General features: G+C 56.3%; 14 protein-coding genes, 2 tRNA genes and 3 pseudogenes. 7 read left to right on the top strand and 12 right to left on the bottom strand.

Features of this window, described 5'->3' with window-relative positions; translation table 11 throughout:
• From AC221Y_RS09470 to AC221Y_RS09445, 6 genes are all read right to left on the bottom strand, one after another.
• Nucleotides 1-1,329: cytochrome b (locus tag AC221Y_RS09470; RefSeq protein WP_486707222.1), on the bottom strand; the 1,329-nt coding region annotated here is incomplete at its 3' end.
• An 11-nt stretch (nucleotides 1,330-1,340) separates the two neighbouring features.
• Entirely contained in the window at nucleotides 1,341-1,898 is a 558-nt protein-coding gene (petA, locus tag AC221Y_RS09465) for a ubiquinol-cytochrome c reductase iron-sulfur subunit (protein ID WP_299758124.1), read from the bottom strand.
• Between the two features lie 261 nt (nucleotides 1,899-2,159).
• Complete coding sequence (locus AC221Y_RS09460; protein ID WP_299758157.1) at nucleotides 2,160-2,762, bottom strand: glutathione S-transferase; 603 nt, start codon at nucleotides 2,760-2,762, stop codon at nucleotides 2,160-2,162.
• 86 nt (nucleotides 2,763-2,848) lie between these two features.
• Nucleotides 2,849-4,102: a tRNA (N(6)-L-threonylcarbamoyladenosine(37)-C(2))-methylthiotransferase MtaB gene (mtaB, locus tag AC221Y_RS09455; RefSeq protein WP_299758127.1), complete on the bottom strand. Its 1,254-nt coding sequence runs from the start codon at nucleotides 4,100-4,102 to the stop codon at nucleotides 2,849-2,851.
• Between the two features lies 1 nt (nucleotide 4,103).
• Nucleotides 4,104-4,949 (bottom strand): diaminopimelate epimerase, encoded by an 846-nt coding sequence (gene dapF, locus AC221Y_RS09450; RefSeq protein WP_299758129.1) that lies wholly within the window; start codon nucleotides 4,947-4,949, stop codon nucleotides 4,104-4,106.
• Nucleotides 4,950-4,988: 39 nt separating this feature from the next.
• Nucleotides 4,989-5,555: a hypothetical protein gene (locus AC221Y_RS09445; RefSeq protein ID WP_299758131.1), complete on the bottom strand. Its 567-nt coding sequence runs from the start codon at nucleotides 5,553-5,555 to the stop codon at nucleotides 4,989-4,991.
• 145 nt (nucleotides 5,556-5,700) lie between these two features.
• Between AC221Y_RS09445 and AC221Y_RS09440 the strand changes: the two genes are divergently transcribed.
• Nucleotides 5,701-5,776: transfer RNA gene (locus AC221Y_RS09440), tRNA-Lys, on the top strand.
• Nucleotides 5,777-5,950: 174 nt separating this feature from the next.
• Here the strand turns inward: AC221Y_RS09440 and AC221Y_RS09435 are convergent.
• Genes AC221Y_RS09435 through AC221Y_RS09420 form a run of 4 tightly spaced genes read right to left on the bottom strand, consistent with a single transcriptional unit; the run spans nucleotide 5,951 to nucleotide 10,098 of the window.
• Complete coding sequence (locus AC221Y_RS09435) at nucleotides 5,951-7,057, bottom strand: dimethylsulfoniopropionate demethylase (protein WP_299758133.1); 1,107 nt, start codon at nucleotides 7,055-7,057, stop codon at nucleotides 5,951-5,953.
• A 7-nt stretch (nucleotides 7,058-7,064) separates the two neighbouring features.
• The gene (locus AC221Y_RS09430; protein ID WP_299758136.1) at nucleotides 7,065-8,684 is read right to left on the bottom strand and encodes an AMP-binding protein; all 1,620 of its coding nucleotides are present in this window, start codon (nucleotides 8,682-8,684) and stop codon (nucleotides 7,065-7,067) included.
• Nucleotides 8,685-8,711: 27 nt separating this feature from the next.
• The gene (locus AC221Y_RS09425; RefSeq protein ID WP_299758139.1) at nucleotides 8,712-9,347 is read right to left on the bottom strand and encodes a DUF1326 domain-containing protein; all 636 of its coding nucleotides are present in this window, start codon (nucleotides 9,345-9,347) and stop codon (nucleotides 8,712-8,714) included.
• Between the two features lie 13 nt (nucleotides 9,348-9,360).
• Entirely contained in the window at nucleotides 9,361-10,098 is a 738-nt protein-coding gene (locus AC221Y_RS09420; protein WP_486707223.1) for a DUF2182 domain-containing protein, read from the bottom strand.
• Between the two features lie 81 nt (nucleotides 10,099-10,179).
• On the opposite strand from AC221Y_RS09420, the gene AC221Y_RS09415 reads away from it, so the two are divergent.
• Both AC221Y_RS09415 and AC221Y_RS09410 read left to right on the top strand, forming a co-directional pair.
• Nucleotides 10,180-10,959 (top strand): FadR/GntR family transcriptional regulator, encoded by a 780-nt coding sequence (locus AC221Y_RS09415; RefSeq protein ID WP_299758141.1) that lies wholly within the window; start codon nucleotides 10,180-10,182, stop codon nucleotides 10,957-10,959.
• A 63-nt stretch (nucleotides 10,960-11,022) separates the two neighbouring features.
• Nucleotides 11,023-11,829, top strand: a complete 807-nt coding sequence (locus tag AC221Y_RS09410) for a crotonase/enoyl-CoA hydratase family protein (protein ID WP_486707221.1) — start codon at nucleotides 11,023-11,025, stop codon at nucleotides 11,827-11,829.
• A 342-nt stretch (nucleotides 11,830-12,171) separates the two neighbouring features.
• On the opposite strand, the pseudogene AC221Y_RS09405 reads toward AC221Y_RS09410, so the two are convergent.
• Nucleotides 12,172-12,495, bottom strand: a pseudogene (locus AC221Y_RS09405) (DDE-type integrase/transposase/recombinase); the annotation flags it as partial.
• Between AC221Y_RS09405 and AC221Y_RS09400 the strand changes: the two are divergent.
• From AC221Y_RS09400 to ade, 3 genes and pseudogenes are all read left to right on the top strand, one after another.
• Nucleotides 12,486-12,867 (top strand): annotated as a pseudogene (locus tag AC221Y_RS09400) (DDE-type integrase/transposase/recombinase); the annotation flags it as partial. The pseudogenes AC221Y_RS09405 and AC221Y_RS09400 sit on opposite strands and share 10 nt — an antisense overlap.
• Before the next feature lie 79 nt (nucleotides 12,868-12,946).
• Nucleotides 12,947-13,327, top strand: a pseudogene (locus tag AC221Y_RS09395) (transposase); the annotation flags it as partial.
• A 479-nt stretch (nucleotides 13,328-13,806) separates the two neighbouring features.
• Nucleotides 13,807-15,510 carry an adenine deaminase gene (gene ade, locus AC221Y_RS09390; protein ID WP_299758146.1) on the top strand — a complete coding sequence of 568 codons (1,704 nt, stop codon included), beginning with the start codon at nucleotides 13,807-13,809 and terminating at the stop codon, nucleotides 15,508-15,510.
• A gap of 316 nt (nucleotides 15,511-15,826) precedes the next feature.
• Here the strand turns inward: ade and AC221Y_RS09385 are convergent, their stop codons facing one another.
• Nucleotides 15,827-16,891 (bottom strand): LacI family DNA-binding transcriptional regulator, encoded by a 1,065-nt coding sequence (locus tag AC221Y_RS09385; RefSeq protein ID WP_486707220.1) that lies wholly within the window; start codon nucleotides 16,889-16,891, stop codon nucleotides 15,827-15,829.
• Between the two features lie 148 nt (nucleotides 16,892-17,039).
• Between AC221Y_RS09385 and AC221Y_RS09380 the strand changes: the two genes are divergently transcribed.
• Nucleotides 17,040-17,116: transfer RNA gene (locus AC221Y_RS09380), tRNA-Arg, on the top strand.
• Nucleotides 17,117-17,212: the final 96 nt, after the last annotated feature.

The following is a 17,212-nucleotide window of genomic DNA, read 5'->3' as shown; positions in this document are numbered from 1 at the left end:
TTCGGCTGCGCCTGTGCCGCCGTTTGCCTTGGCTTTGTGGGCCTCGAAATCGGCTTCGATGGTCTCAGGCTGCGGCAACGGTTTCTCGATGACACCAAGGAGCGGCAGGATCACCAGGAAGTAGCCGAACCAATATGCCGACGCGATCAGTGACAACGACGCATATGGCTCTTCTGCTGGCATGGCGCCAAGCCACATCAGAAAGAAGAAATCCGCAACAAGAAGCCAGAACCACCATTTGAACATCGGACGATATTTGCCGGACCGAACGGAGGATGTGTCGAGCCAGGGAGCAAGCGCCATGACGATAATTGCGCCGAACATAGCGATCACACCGAAGAACTTGGCGTCGACAATGCCACCTGTCACCCAGTTCGCAATGATCACGACCCAGACGTCACCGGTGAAGGCGCGCAAGATTGCGTAAAACGGCAGGAAGTACCATTCGGGCACAATGTGGGTCGGCGTCACCAGCGGATTGGCTTCGATGTAGTTATCGGGGTGGCCGAGATAGTTTGGCATGAAACCGACAATTGCAAAGAAGATCGCAAGGATGACCGCCAATGCGAAAAGGTCCTTGATCACAAAGTAGGGCCAGAACGGGACCGTGTCTTTCTCTGCGTCCTCTTTTGAGGTGCGACGCACTTCAACGCCGGTCGGGTTGTTGTTGCCCGTGGTGTGGAAGGCCCAGATATGCACAACCACAAGGCCAACAATAAGGAATGGTAGCAGATAGTGCAGCGAGAAGAAGCGGTTCAGCGTGGCATTATCAACCGCCGGACCACCTTGCAGCCACGTCAGGATCGCATCACCCACCAAGGGGATCGCGCCGAACAGGCCGGTGATCACCGTGGCGCCCCAGAAGGACATCTGACCCCATGGAAGCACGTAGCCCATGAACGCTGTGCCCATCATCAGTACGAAGATCAGGATGCCGATGATCCATGTGACTTCGCGCGGCTCTTTGTAAGAACCGTAGTAGAGACCACGGAAAATGTGAGCATAGACTGCAATAAAGAACAGCGATCCGCCGTTCATATGAAGGTAGCGCAGCATGTGACCGCCGTTCACGTTGCGCATGATATGTTCGACGCTGGCGAAAGCCATGTCGACATGCGGCGTGTAGTGCATGGCAAGAGCGATGCCGGTCACGATTTGCATCGCAAGACAGAACGTCAGCACGATACCCCAAATCCACATCCAATTCAGGTTTTTGGGTGTGGGAATCATTAATGTATCATAAAGTAAACCAACAACTGGCAGACGGCGGTGAAGCCACTTTTCGCCCTTCGAATTCGGTTCGTAGTGGTCGTGAGGAATTCCGGCCATCTTTCTCTCCTTTATCCGAGGACGATTGTTGTTTCGTCTGCAAACTCTGCCGTAGGAACCAAAAGGTTCTCAGGCGCTGGGCCGCGACGGATGCGTCCGGACGTGTCGTAGTGTGAGCCGTGGCACGGGCAGAACCAGCCACCAAAGTCGCCAGCGTCGCCCAGTGGCACGCAGCCGAGATGGGTGCAGACGCCAATTTGAACGAGCCATTCACCGCTTTCGTCAAGGGCGCGGTTTTCATCCGTGGCGGGCACTTCGCCAAGGTTGTTATTACGGGCAATCGGATCGGGAAGATCAGAGACGTCAACTGCGCGTGCCGCCGCTATTTCTTCTTCGGTGCGGCGGCGAATGAACACCGGCTTTCCGAGCCATTTGACGGTCATCTGCGAGCCGGGCTCGAGCCCGGCTACATCAACGCGAACTGACGATAGGGCCTGAACGTCTGCTGACGGGTTCATTTGGTTGACCAGGGGCCAAACAGCGGCACCGACTGCGACAACACCTGCGCCACCTGTGGCGTAGTAAAGAAAGTCCCGGCGTGTGCCTTCGTGATCATCTGCGTGCGACACGAGTTTCTCCATTTATTTCGGGGCGTTTATGCCCAAAACATCCGGGCGGACAGAATCCGCCTGCCTGATGGGGCTATCTAGCGCTATGATTTGTAGTCGTCCAGCGGACAATCGACCGCACCTTCGTTAAAGAAAGGCAAATCTCTGCAAAGATTTGGCACGTTTTGCACCAAATCACGCCTGTCTATCGCATTTTGGGCGATCAGCGTCCCATTCAATGCATCCAGCGTAATCCCCTTTAGGTGTCTGAAGAGAGTTTGGTTACACGGGGACTGTCGCCTGCATTGCTTCGCGCTTCGCAAAACCTTCATACCAAGCGGCCAAAGATGAACGGTTTTCGCGCCAGTTGCGTCCGTTATGCCGCAAATCGAGATAGCCCAGCGCACAGCCCACGGAAATTTGGCCCATTGTCAGCGTCCCGTGAAGGTGGCTCATCCAGCGGTCCTCGAGCACGCTCAGCGCCCGGTCGATCTTGAGCCACTGGCCTTCCACCCAATCGTCAAAGCGTTTTTCTGCAGGGCGCAAGCGGCCTTCGTAGACCATCAGGAGTGCGGCATCGAGTATACCCTCGGCTGTCGCTTCAAGTGTCAGAACCTCAAAGAGGCGCGATTCCGGGTAGAAACCTCCACCAGCCATTTCGTCGAGGTAGCGGCAGATAACGCGGCTGTCATAAATCGCAGGTCCATCGTCCCTGAGCAGGGCCGGGATTTTGCCAAGCGGGTTGGCCGTAATGGTGTCGTCATTGGGAGCAAGCGGCGTTCCGCTGCCGGGAATGAAGGTGACCTGATCCAAAAGGCCGCTCTCGCGCAAAAGTACGTCGACTTTGCGCACATAGGGAGAGGTCGTGCTGTGGAAAAGCGTCATGGCCATCAGGGTCGTTCCTTTGTCTTCATGATCTGATTTGACCATGGGCGATTGACGCATAACCCTGGCAGCAGGGCCTGCGATCATCAAGCAACGAGTGCGTCATGGTCCACCCCCTGGATGTGCTCAACCGTGAGCGTGCCTTCGGGGCGCGGCTCTGCAAAGCGGACTTCGGCGAATTGCTCGGTGCGGCCAACGTCAGGTGTTTCAACCAGGATTTTGAGAGTTTTCCCTATTTGAGCGCAGAGATGCTTTTGAGCAGCAACGCTGCCTGCCGCACGCAGGCGGGCGGCGCGATCTTTAATTATCCGACCATCCACTTGCGGCATCCGGGCAGCGGGTGTGCCAGGGCGGATCGAATAGGGAAAGACGTGGAGCCATGTCAGATCGCAGTCTGCAACCAGTTTGAGCGAGTTTTCAAACATAGCGTCGGTTTCCGTGGGGAAGCCCGCGATGATGTCCGCGCCGAAGGTCATTTCGGGACGAAGGCTTTTCGCTTCGGTGCAAAACGCGATGGCGTCATCGCGAAGGTGCCGGCGCTTCATGCGTTTCAGGATCATGTCATCGCCGGACTGAAGCGATAGGTGCAAATGGGGCATCAGGCGCGGCTCGGTTGCGATGGCTTCCATGAGGGCCGGATCGACTTCGATGGAATCAATCGAAGAGATGCGAAGGCGCGAAAGATCAGGGACCAACTTCAGTATGCGACGGACCAGATCACCAAGTTTTGGTGTTGCGGGAAGATCGGCACCCCAACTGGTCAGATCGACGCCCGTTAGCACAACTTCGTTGAAACCACGGTCTACAAGGCGCTTGATTTGATCAACCACGACACCGGCGGGAACTGAGCGGGAGTTTCCGCGACCAAAGGGGATGATGCAAAAGGTGCAGCGGTGGTCACAGCCGTTTTGAACCTGCACGTAGGCGCGATGGCGACCGAAGCCGTCAATCAGATGCCCTGCGGTTTCGGTGACGGACATAATGTCGTCGACCTGAACCCGTTCAGTCTCGCCAATGAAGTCGGCGGCGCGTTTCCAGGTATCAGGGGCCATTTTTTCGGTATTGCCAAGCACCAGATCGACTTCCGCCATATTGGCAAAGCGTTCCGGCTCGGTCTGTGCGGCGCATCCCGTCACGATCAATTTCGCGGTCGGGTTATCGCGGCGAAGACGGCGGATCTCTTTCTGACTTTTGCGCACGGCTTCTGCGGTCACGGCACAGGTGTTGACGATCACCGCGTCAGAGAGACCGGCGGCGTCGACCATTTCGCGCATCGCCTCAGATTCGTAGGCGTTCAGCCGGCAGCCGAGCGTGGCAAAGATCGGGACTTTGCGGTCCATCTTAGGCCTCTTCCAAGAAATCTTGGGTCAGGAAACCCGAAAATACATGCGCAGTTGGGCCGGTCATCCAAACGCCATCGTCGCACATATCAATGCTGATTGCCCCCCCGTCGAGGTCGATTTTCACCTGACGACCGGTGAGGCCACGTCGAACCGCCGCGACGACGACGGCGCAGGAAGACGACCCAGACGCGAGAGTCACGCCGACGCCACGTTCCCAGACACGCATGCGCAGGTGGTCGGGTCCGATCAAGCTGACAAACTGGACGTTGGTACGTTCGGGGTAGAGAGGATGATGTTCGATTTTGGCACCGCGCCCTTCGAGGTCAACGGTGTCGGCATCGGCAACAAAGAATGTGCAATGGGGATTGCCCATGCCGGTTGCAACCGGGTCACCGTCAATCGGGAGGTGGAGTGTATCGGCCTGGTGGGCGAGCGGGATTGACTGCCAGTCCGTGAGAGGCAGGCCCATGTTAACGCGAGTGAGACCTTTTCCGACGTCCTCGCAGGGCAACAGGCCGCGCTCGGTCTGCAGCGTCAGGGACGAGACGTTTGTCTCTTCCATGATGTGGCGTGCAATGCACCGGGTGGCGTTTCCGCAAGCCGAAGACAGCGAGCCGTCCGCATTGAAAAAAGTGAGTTTCGCGGCCGCCTGAGCGCTGTTTTCGATCACCGCTAACTGGTCGAACCCGACGCCTGTGTGGCGGTTCCCGATTGCTCGCGCGATTGCAGCCGTAACCTCTGGCCCTCCGGAGCGGCGGTCAATCACGACGAAGTCGTTGCCAAGCCCGTGCATCTTCATGAACGGCAGGCCGGAGGGCTGAGTCTCGGAGGTCATTGCGCGCATATACGCCCGCTTTGCCGATCTGCAAAGGTGTGGAAGGGATTACCGTATTATTTCGGTGGCGAGGCGCAACTCTTTCGCGCGCTCTGATGAGACGATCCAGATGTCGTTGAACGGAACCTTGTAGGCGGCCTCGTTGACGGCCTCAAACCCAAAGCTTTTCCAGTACGGCCGGTCGACAGAGAGCCCGAATTCGAGGTCCTCGGCAGAATGGAGCCCAAGTTCGGCTTCTGCAGCGATCGAGCGTTCGTGCCCTGCGATGAAGATATCGACGCATGCCGAGATGCAGCTGAACAGAACGGCAGTATTGATTTTTTTGGCTGCAATCGTTCGGCCAATCTGATGTGCGGCCAGCAAGTCGCCACCAGGGCTCTGCGCAATGACCAGGCCGTCGATTTCAGTGTACTCGGCAAGCGATTGGAAGACATAGGACGTGTCCGGTGTAACTTCGCCGTCCAGCACAAGGATTTGGTCGCCATTTTCTAGGGTTTCGACAAAAAGATTACCACCAACCGCTTCAGCGCCGGGGCTGACAAGAAGCCCGTTCGGCGAGGCCCCGCATGCCGCGAGTCCAAGAAACATGGCTGTGGCAAGGTAGAACTTACGCATGATTTTCCTATCTGACGGGGGTCGGGTGTGAAGGTGTCTGCTTGACGGGGTTTGTGTCAAGGCGTCGCGCCGTCGCTTTGGGTAAGATCGTGGTCTATTTGCCCTTGACGCTCACCCGTGTGCCGTTTACGTCCGGCGGCCGAGTGGGCCGTTAGCTCAGTTGGTAGAGCAACTGACTTTTAATCAGTGGGTCGCAGGTTCGAATCCTGCACGGCTCACCACTGAATCTAAGTATTTTTCGTGATTTGCCAATGGCGTACGCGTCGTTTTTTGGTGATCTCGCTTACACGCCTGAGGTCTGTGTGGCGTGTAAGCGTTGGCTTTCTATGATCTGCGGCCCAGAGCGTGATCTGCACAATTGATCGCGTTAGTGTGGGTCAGTCCAGTCCAGCCGCCTAAGCATTGTGCCAGAAATCGTCTTTGACGATCCCTTCGAGGCTTCCCTCGGGCGTTTCGATGGACAGTGTCGTTCCGGGATCCCAGTGGGTCATGCGGACCATGCCGATCGCGACGGTACAGTCGAAATCCGGAGACCAAGCGGTTGATGTGATTTGACCGACTTTTTGCCCTTTCGCCATAATCGGCCACACACGGTCGCAAGCCGGTGCTCGGCCTTTGATTTCTATCGGGCGAATTTGGCGGATAGGTCCATCTTTGGCCACGCGCAGCAACGCGTCGCGGCCCATACAGCCGATAGCGGTTTGGGTGTTGCAAAATTTGCCGAGACCGCATTCGTGAGGTGTGTTGTCACGGGTCATGTCGTTGCCATAGCTCAAAAGACCGCCTTCAATCCGTTCGGCGGTATTGGGGCAACCGGCGCGGACGTTGAGGTCTTTTCCCGCTTCAAACAAGGCGTTCCAGATTGGCATGCCCCATTCTGCGCCCTCCACGTAGATCTCAAACCCGCCCTGTTTTGAATACCCGGAGCGCGCAATGATCACGTCCTGTCCTTCAAAAGTGAAGATACCGAAGCGGAAGAAGCGGAGATTTCGGATGTCTTCGCCAAAGACGCGGGCTGCAAGCTCGTCTGCTTTTGGCCCTTGGATGGCCAGAGGGCTGATATCGGGTTCATCGACAAGCACTTCAAAGCGATAGGCGTTGGCGATGCCTTTGACCCAGAGAAGCAGGTCAGAGTCCGCAATTGAGATCCAGTACCGATCTTCGCTGATTTTGACAGCGACAGGATCGTTTAACATGCCGCCGGTTTCGTCGACAATCGGCACGTAGAGACACTGCCCAGGAAGCATACCACGCAGGTCGCGCGGTGTGAGCGTTTGCATCAGCCGTGTAGCGTCGGGGCCGCGGAGCTCCACTTGGCGCTCGCAGGCGACATCCCAGACCTGAACGTATTTTTTCAAGTGGTGGTAGTCGGCGTCCAGGCTTTCAAAGAAAGCGGGAAGAAGCATGTGGTTATAGACGGTGTAAGCACCGACACCGGCGGCTTCGACACCATCAGAGAACGGTGTACGGCGGAGCCGCCGCGAGGGAGCGATGAGAGCCATTGAGGTGCTATCCTTCTGCGCGGGCCAGTTGGCGCAATTCGAATTTCTTTATTTTGCCGGTCGCGGTTTTGGGGAGTTCTCCAAAGACCACGGATTTTGGTGTTTTGAAGCCAGCGAGGTGGCCACGACAGAATGTGATGATGTCGTCGCCGCTTGGGTCGGTCCCGTCGCGAAGTTCGACATAGGCACAAGGGACTTCGCCCCACTTTGCATCAGGTTTGGCGACGACGGCTGCAGCTTGCACATCAGGGTGCCGGTAGAGGACAGCCTCTACTTCAACCGATGAGATATTCTCGCCGCCTGAAATGATCACATCCTTCAACCGGTCACGGATCTGCATGTAGCCGTTTTTGTGGACAACTGCTGCGTCTCCGGACCAGAACCAGCCGTCGACAAACGCCTCTGCGCTGGCCTCGTCGTCTTTGTAGTAGCCCTTCATAACCGTGTTGGCACGGATCGCGACTTCGCCTTGGCTTTCGCCGTCCATCGGCACCGGACGGCCGGTTTCGCGATCTATCACGGCGACATTCTCAACCATCGGAAAGGCAATGCCCTGATGGGCTTGAAGTTCCGCCTGTTCAGAAGGTTCCAGGCTATCCCAGTCTTCCTGCCAGAGACATTGGGAGATGTGACCGTAGGTTTCGGTCAAGCCATAGACTTGCATGACATCGAGACCCATCGCGCCGGTCTTCTCAAGAATGGCCGGGGGAGGCGGCGCCCCGGCGGTCATAACACGAATACGCGGTTTGTAGGGCTCTGTCGGCCCGTGCGGGCTCTCGGCGAGCATTTGCAAAACGATGGGTGCCGCGCCAAAATGCGTTATGGTTTCGGCTTGGATGGCTTCAAAGATGCGCTGGGGGACCGGGTCCCGCGTGAACACCATTTTCCCACCGACAAGCGGTAGCATCCAAGGGTGGCACCAGCCGTTGCAGTGAAACATTGGGACGATTGAAAGATACGACGCGTAGTGCGGCACTTGCCATGCGTTTACCGTGCCCATCGCCATAAGCGCCGCACCACGGTGGTGGTAGACGACACCTTTGGGCCGACCAGACGTGCCGGACGTATAATTCAGTGCGATGGCCTGCCATTCATCATCTGGCAGACCGTTCCCACTGAAAGCAGGGCTTTCGAGAAGCCGGTCGTAGTCAGACTCGCCAACAGTCCCTGCATCTGGCCCTTGCGCATCGCGGATTGTGACCAGCGGCAGTGTTTCGCCGAGAAAATCGAATGCTGCGTGGACAAGATTGCCGAGAGTGCTGTCAGCAATGACTAGTTTGGTTTCCGCGTGGCCGAAAATATATGCAATGGTTTCGGCTTCAAGCCTTGTATTGATTGTGTTCAGGACAGCGCCGATCATTGGAACTGCAAAGCTCAGTTCAAACAGTTCGGGGATGTTGGGGCAGATGACGGAAACGGTGTCGCCCTTGCCAAGCCCGCGCGCCTGCAAGCCTCCTGCGACGGCGTGGACACGCTCGGCGAAGGTGCGCCAATCATAACGCACATCGCCGTAGACGACTGCCGGGCGTGGGCCGTGGACAGCTGCGGCGCGGTTCAGATTTGAGATAGGCGAAAGTGGCACGTAGTTCGCCCTATTCGCCGTCCCTTTATTGTAGTGGGCTTGCATGACGTCTCCTCCTCCTCGAACAGACGCCTACTTTGGTCCGTGCCAGTCGATCTGGCAGATTTCTGCAGAGCGCCCTTCGAAGTCCCAAACACGCCCAAAGGCGCGCAAACGTCCCTGATTTGCCGTTGCGACCGTGATGTCCGCGCCCATCCAGTACTGAGTGTTGGTGATCACGAGGTCGTTCTCGGGATCTTTGCCCGCAACAGGAATGATTTCGCCCTTGATCCGTTTTCCAACAACAATCCGGCGTGTTTTACCTTCGTTTTCGTAGGTGATCGGTTGGCGTTCGTGGCCAAGCAGTTCCGACACCAGCACATTGAAGAGACCGGTCGTGCCGCGCGCTTTGCCAGACATGATCGTCACGATCGCTTCATAGGCTTCGTCGCTGGCGCGATCATCGATAAAAAGCGCAACCTTCCAGTTGCCACGAGCCATACGTTCGGGGATTTCGATCATGAGACCGACGTTCAGCCCGGCGATGTCGACATCTCCGTATTGGCCTTCGTCAATCCGGATACCACCCCATGTCTGGCAGTGGCCTTCGGTGGGGGGGTGTTGGCCAAGGGAGACAACGCAGGGGCAAAAGACCGTGCAGTTGCAGTTCAGGATCAATTCACCCTTTAGCGTCCAGGGGACGGTTCCGACTTCGCCATCCAATGCCATTCGCTCTCTCCCTTTAGAATCCTGAGACAGCCATAACTCCGGAGGCGCCCAGAAGGGCGAAACCGAGAGGCCGGCTCATCCAGCGCCCGATGTCGGGCAGCTTTTCAAGTGTCATTATCAGTGTTGCGAGGCCCATAAAGGCGAGGCTCATCACGCCCCCGACAAAGGCCAGGAGCATCAGTGCCCAGCAGCATCCAAGGCAGGTCGCACCAAGGCGAAGGCCCATTTTTAGGGGGCTTTCGCCCCAGTACTGCATAAAGAATGTCAGGGGTGCGCGGCACTTGCTGAGGCAAGCTTCTTTCAATTCGGAAAATTGGTAACCGCCGGCGATTGCTAAAAGAGCGACCGACAGCCAAATGGAACGACTGTCGCCAAAGCCACTGACCAGATCAAAGTGGAAGAGCGCCATTTGTAGACCTGCCGCAATAAAGGCAAAGCCAGCCCAAACAACGATGAAGCCCGATGCGAGCCCATAAAAGCTTGTCTCAGCAGATGTCTGCTTCAGGTCGTCGTAGGCGGCGAAGGCAGGAAGCACGGTTGGTAACATCATGGCGGTGGACATCAATAGCCACATCAGTGCGACCCGGCCATAGCCTGCAAGGTCGGGCGTGATGGTGCAAAGCGCGATCCAAAACTCGGCACCGAACAGCCGCGACGCCTCGCGAAGTTCGGGCGGGATCGCCATAGCGTACAGCGTGGCCCAAGACGCTAGGATTGCGCCAAAGAGCATTAACCAATGCGCCCCAATCATGGATCGAATGCGATCTGCGAACAAAGCCGTCTCCGAGTCAGCGGTTGCAAATTAAATGTCAGACTTTTAAATGTCTGACAAATGAAAATCGATCCTGACAGCAGCGCAGGCCTATCAGCCCAGATCGCGACGGCCATTCGTGACGCCATTATCTCTGGCGCACTTATCGTCGATGAGCGCCTTCCCTCTGAAGCGGAGCTTGCAGATCAGTTTGATGTTTCGCGACCAACAATCCGCGAAGCCTTAAAGCGTTTGGCGGCACAATCATTGATCCGAACTCAGCGTGGTGCGTTCGGAGGTGCTTTTGTGCGGCATTTGTCTTACGCAGATGCAAGGGAGCAGTTGGTCACGACGTCCACACTTCTTCTCAGCATGAACGACATCAGCTTTGACACGGCGTGCGAGGCCCGGTTCGCGCTGGAGCGCGCCTGTGCGCCGATGACCGCAGCGCGCCGCAAACCTGAGCAACTGGCGATCATGCGCAATGAAATCGCCCGTCAAGGCGACCCCGATCTGACCGACGAGGCGTTCTGTGCTTCCGACGTTGCGTTTCATCGTGCATTGGTCGATGGCGCTCAAAACCCTGTTTTGTCTTACCAGCTTTCCGGCTCCATCGAGGCCATGCAACCTTTGATGAATATGATCACCTTTACAGCGCGGTCCCGAGCGGAGATCGTTCAGATCCACACCGATATTTTGGTTGCCCTAAAGGATCGCGATGCCGAGCTTGCCATGACCATCCTTGAGCGACTTGAAGGCGTTACGAAACGGCTGGCGCACTCAGTAATGGATGCAAAAGTTTTGGCACACGAAGATAAAGCGCGCGCGGACACCTCGCATGTCAGTCGAAATAGGAGCTGAATGCGTTGCTGTGCAGACATCTGTGACGTGGTGACTTCGCTCCTAGCACAAGGTTAGAACGACATGGCTCTTGAGATTGACCCTTCCGACTTCAAAAATCTGGCTGTCTCTGTGCAAGACGAGGGCGTTTGTACAGTAACGTTGAACCGTCCGGCAAAGCGCAATGCTTTGGATATCGATACTATTGAAGAACTTATTCAATTCTTCTCACGAGCGCCGCGCGCAGGTGTGCGGGCCGTGGTTTTGGCTGGCGCCGGGGATCATTTTTGTGCCGGTCTCGATCTGATTGAGCACCACAATGCTGACCGGAGCCCTGCTGATTTCATGCATGTCTGCATGCGGTGGCATGAAGCCTTCAATAAGATGGAATACGGCGGCGTGCCAATTATTGCTGCGCTGCAAGGCGCGGTTGTTGGCGGTGGTCTGGAACTTGCAAGTGCGGCACATATTCGTGTGATGGATGAAACCGCCTATGTTGCTCTTCCCGAAGGACAGAGGGGACTGTTCACCGGGGGTGGCGCCACGATCCGGGTGACCGACTTGGTAGGAAAAGCACGGACAATTGACATGATGCTCACCGGGCGGGTCTACCGCGGGCAGGAGGCTATAAACCTTGGCTTCGCGCAGTATCTCGTCGCGGGATCAAGTCATGATGTCGCTTTAGAACTCGCGAGAAAGGCAGCTGAAAATTTGCCTTTGTCGAACTTCGCAATTTGTTCTGCTGTGAGTCATATGCAAAATATGTCGGCCTTTGACGCCGCCTATGCCGAAGCTGTTTTGGCCGGTGTCGTGAACACGCAGCCCGAATCGCGTGCTCGCCTTGCAGCCTTCGCCGACAAGACGGCTGCACGGGTGCGACCCAAGGCTTGATTGCTTTAAAAGCCGAAAATGCTGGCATCTTGAAGGAGCGGACGCGCCCATCAGGCGGGCCAACTGCAACACAATGACCGATTCTGTGGATGCGAAGAAAGTCAACATTGATTGACCGAAAATCGCAGCCTCCCGGGGGAACTGTTGAGAGTCTTGCAAGAGAAGTGATACGGCGCCTAACCGAGCGCGATACAGAGTTTTCTGCCAAAGCCCCGACAGAGCAACAGATCGCACATCTTAGCCACGCATTATTGTCAAATCACGATCATGCCGGTGCGAGCTTCATTCAAGGGCATTGCCAAGTTGTTGGCCGCATGTCGTAGGGTGTTGCTGGTCTGTAAATTACGCCACCATCTCGATGGTGTATTCTGCCCAGAGGCTGAACGCGTCAGCTCGGGCGTGGCGGTATGAGTTTGCGGTGAGTTGAAATCGGCGGGGACGGAAAATCAGGTTGATCTGATCGTGAGCGGACAGAAATCTCTGAGCCTGCCGATGTGACTTGAACCGGCCGAATACCTTCTCGCGCTTGCGGGGAGGCCTGTGTGATCCTTCGATGGGGTTATTCAATCCCTTGTGGGCGCGGTGGTCAGCGTCCGACGCCACTGTTTTGATCGGCTTGAAATAGCTGCGCAACTTGTCGGTGATCACGACCCTGGGCTCGCCGAAACACTCGCGCAGCGAAACGCTTTTTTGCGCAAGCTATTCAAGCAATACAGGCGGCCGCGCGGTGTGATCACCGACAAGCTCGGCAGCTAACGTGCGGCTTTGAAAAGCCTCGCGCCCGGCATCGACCACCGCAGGCATAAGGGCTTAAACAACAGATCTGAAGGCTCGCATCGAACGACGCGGCGCCGAGAAAAGATCATGGCCTACTTCAATTTGCCCGGCCAAGCACAGCTCTCTTTGTCTGCCCACGATCAAGTCCAAACCGTATTTCGCCCTCGTCGCCACAAACTATCCGCCCCTGCCTATCGACACTCTCGCTCAGATGCTCACAGCATTTGGGACGACATCACGTGTGAGGTGAAGGCCGCTTGATCAGGGGTGCGGGGCTCCTTTTCGGCAAGAGCCGATAAGTTGACGATGCCGTTCAGCTCACGTCCCATCCACCGCGATCTGCACCCGCCTCATGACAGTGCCGGGCGTCGGCCCGATAACCGCATTGGCGTTTGCAGCGGCCATCGATGATCCGGCGCGTTTTAAGCGCTCGCGAGATGTTGGACCCTATCTCAGGCTGGTCCCCAAACGCCACCAGTTCGGCGAGGTGGATTACAGCGGCAGCATCTCAAAACGCGGGGACGTGCGGGTCCGAACGCTGCTTTATGAAGCCGCAAATGTGATGCTCACGCGATATGCAGCGCCGCTGAAGCTCAAGTCATGGGCTCTCGCCATCGGCCGACGCTCAACTATGAGAAAGGCGCGGGTCGCGCTGGCAAGGCGGCTCGCGATCATCCTGCATGCGATGATGCGCGATCAGACTGACTTCCAGACCGCATGACCAGAAACTGAACAACAACAGAGGATTCCTACATCACAGTTCCCATGCGGGACGACGCCCGAGGGAGAGCGTGGAACATGGCGGCTATTGTGTAGCGACAGTCAAACAACCAACTGATCGCGGTTTCAACATTGCCACTCCACACCCAGCCAACCCCATCATGAGCCAGCGCGCTCGAAGAGAACCAAGGCAACCTCAGACGCCAAACAGCCCGCAAAGCGGGATAGCATGTTGACAGATTAGAGAACAGAATAGGCTCGAAGCTGCCGTTCGCTGCGTATGCCTTCAATGTCCTTCCCGCTCTATTGGCATGATTTGGCGCAAATCCAAGCCATTGGCGCGAAAGCTTGAGCAAATTGCCGAGATAGTTTGGTTGGAAGGCAATAGGCAGCGCGTCGTTTAATCCACTATATGAACTGTCGTCGGATTGCCTATGTTACATCCAATTTGAAGCACAGGTTTAAAGGGGGCATTTTTTGATGACTGAGCACCGAGATCTGGAAACGCGTATCGCAATGGGGCGGGGTGACCTGCCCGCTGATCTGGTTCTGAAAGGTGGGCAGGTGTTCGATTTGGTCACTGGTGAAATGCTGACTGGAGACGTGGCAATTGCGGGTGAGACAATTGTGGGGACCGGGGCGCAGTACGACGGAACGCATGAAATTGATGTGAGCGGTCGGGTTCTTGTCCCCGGCTTTATCGATACGCATCTCCACATCGAAAGCTCGCTGATCACCCCCCTTGAGTTTGACCGCTGCGTGACGCCCCGAGGTGTTACAACTGCCATTTGCGACCCCCACGAGATTGCGAATGTGATTGGCTCGGAGGGTATTCGGTATTTCCAAACCGCATCTGAGCACACGTTGATGGATGTACGTGTGCAATTATCGTCGTGTGTCCCGTCAACTGAAATGGAGACTGCTGGCGCGCGGCTTGATGCGGAGGATATCGCGGCTCTTCGCGGTCATGCATCGGGTATTGGGCTCGCTGAATTTATGAATTACCCGGGCGTAATCCATCGGGATCCGGTGGCAATGGATAAGCTCCGCTTGTTCGAGGGCGGTCACATCGACGGCCATTGCCCGTTGTTATCCGGACGAGATCTGAACGCCTACGTGGCGGCGGGCATTCGAACCGAGCACGAGGCTACAAGCGCGGCGGAAGCGAAAGAGAAGTTGCAAAAGGGAATGCGGGTTCTGATCCGCGAAGGGTCGGTATCCAAGGACCTTCATGCGCTTCAACCGCTTCTGACGGAACGCACTGCGCCCTATATGTGCCTTTGTACCGATGATCGAAACCCGCTTGATATCGCAGAGCATGGCCATCTCGACTACATGATCCGCACGTTGATAGCGCTGGGCACTCCTGCGCTTGCGGCCTATCGCGCTGCAAGTCTGTCGGCCGCCGAGGCCTTCGGGTTGAAGGACAGAGGTTTGATTGCGCCGGGGTTGCGCGCTGACATTGTTGTTCTGGACAGTCTGGAAAGCTGTCGCGCGACGATGGTCTTTTGTGCCGGGCGCCTCGCAAATGCCGAAGCATTCGGCGAGCGTGACACGGTGCCAATTGTCGGACGTAACTCCGTGAAGGCACCCACTGTCGCACCCGCAGATTTTCGAGCTTCGGGTAATCGTGAACAGACGGATGTCATCGGCATCTTGGAAGGTAAGATCTTGACCGAGCATCTGACTGAAACCATTGCGATCACCGATGGGGACAAACGTCCCGATCCGAAACGCGATCTTGTGCGCATAGCCGTCATCGAACGGCATGGAAAAAATGGCAATATTGCTACGGGTTTTGTCCGCGGGTTTGGGATGAAATCCGGCGCCATTGCATCTACAGTGTGCCACGATCACCACAATATCGCCTGCGTCGGCGTTGACTACGCCGATATGGCACTGGCTTCGAACAGATTGAGCGCGTTGGAAGGCGGTTTCGTAGTTGTGCAAGATGGCGTGGTTCTTGCCGAACTTGCACTTCCGGTTGCTGGTTTGATGAGTTTGGACCCTTTCGAGAGTGTGCAAGATCAATTGGGTGCGCTTCGCGATGCTGCCAAAACGCTGGGTGTGATCTTGGAAGAGCCGTTCTTGCAGCTTGCGTTTCTTGCTCTGCCCGTGATTCCGGCGCTAAAAATTACGGATCGAGGCATGGTCGACGTGAACAAGTTCGAAATCATTTCTTGATTTTGTATCCGTGCTTGCGAACTTTTTTTAACCAAGATTACGCAGAGGTTTCCCTGGGCTCCGCATCAAGCGTCACGGCCTCTTATTCGGGGAGTTCTTGCGTGCCACACCTGGTTATGGATCAGGTCCTCGATCGCGATAGCTTGTCCATGGGATGGCAATCGGTGCGAACCATCAACATCAATTGCCCTCCTGCACAATAACGGAGAACATTCCAATGATGCGTCTGGTACAGGAGCGGCCAGACGCTTTTGTCTTTCCAGTCGCCTAATGCAAAGCGGGGTGCCTTTGGGAAATTGCGGACGCTTTTAGCGTTCTAGCGATAGCGGCGCAGTGTTTCTCCAGGCTCAAGCTTGGGTGTAAGCTCGACCCGTTGTCCGCGTTCGGTTATCGTCCCATCGCTGCGGCCAGCAATGATCCGCGCCGCCTCGCGACCGATTTCTATACGCCCTGCGTCCATCGTCGCGAGCTTACGCGGCAGGCCATCCAATAGCTCGACTCCATTGAACCCCGCAAGGCCAATACTGCCGGGAACATCAATGCCGTGATCGAGACAATACAAAAGACCGCCTGCTCCGATCATGTCATTTGAATAGTAAAGAAAGTCGAGTTTTTCCGAGCGTTTAAGGATGGTTTCGGTCATTTCCCGGCCCTTCGCTAGCCCTGACCCACCAGAATAGAACTCCTGATCCATCACCTCGATGCCCTCTTTGGCAAGCGCTTCGGTAAACCCCTCAAACCGCTTACGCGCGCGGTGATCGAGGGGCATCTTCGTGCCTAGGAAGCCGATATTTTCGTAGCCGGATTTTACAATGGCGCGGGCCATTTCCCGTCCCGCGCGTCGGTGACTGATCCCGACTACCGCGTCGATCGGCTCGCCGTCGACATCCATGATTTCGACGACCGGCACACCGGCCGCGCGCAACATGGCCCGCGACGCATCGGAGTGTTCAAGTCCCGCGATAATGACGCCCGAAGGCCGCCAAGACAGCATTTCAAACAGCACTTCTTCTTCTTTTTCCGGCATATAGTTAGTGACGCCAACAACAGGCTGAAGGGGCGTGTCGTCGAGCACCTCGGAAATGCCTGTCATTACTTCAGGAAACACCATGTTGGACAGGCTTGGGATGATCACGGCGACAAGGTTTACACGGCTTGAGGCCAAGGCCCCCGCGATCTTGTTGGGCACATACCCTAATGTTTTCGCGGCTTTCAGAACCTTCTCGCGCGTGGCCGAAGATACATCTCCACGATTGCGCAAGACGCGGCTTACGGTCATTTCGCTGACGCCTGAGGCTTCAGAGACATCGCGGAGCGTCAGGGGGCGTCTAGGTGGGATTTCAATCTCATCTGACATGGGAATAATTTTCTTGTCTGTCATGGATTTAACTCACGGTACCTGCGCCGGCGCACAGCGATCGACATTGCGTTTCTATCGCTAAACTCTCTGATCTGGCGTGATTTGTCACGCGGCCATTTCAGCGACAAGGGACTTGAAGTGCAACGTTGGAATCGGGAGAAGGGGACGTGGCCCCGTGGCTCAACTGGATAGAGCAGCCCCCTCCTAAGGGGCAGGTTATTGGTTCGAATCCAATCGGGGTCACCAAAAACACCTTTAAAATATGGCTTATTTACTGGGCTTTGTGTCCGAGCTTGCGGAAACTCCCGAAGGAATGCGGACCGAATTCTGCTGAAATGGCGG

It is taken from the genome of Boseongicola sp., assembly GCF_057460485.1.
The sequence above is the reverse complement of the archived record's forward strand: the minus strand, read 5'-3'. Positions and strand labels throughout refer to the sequence as shown.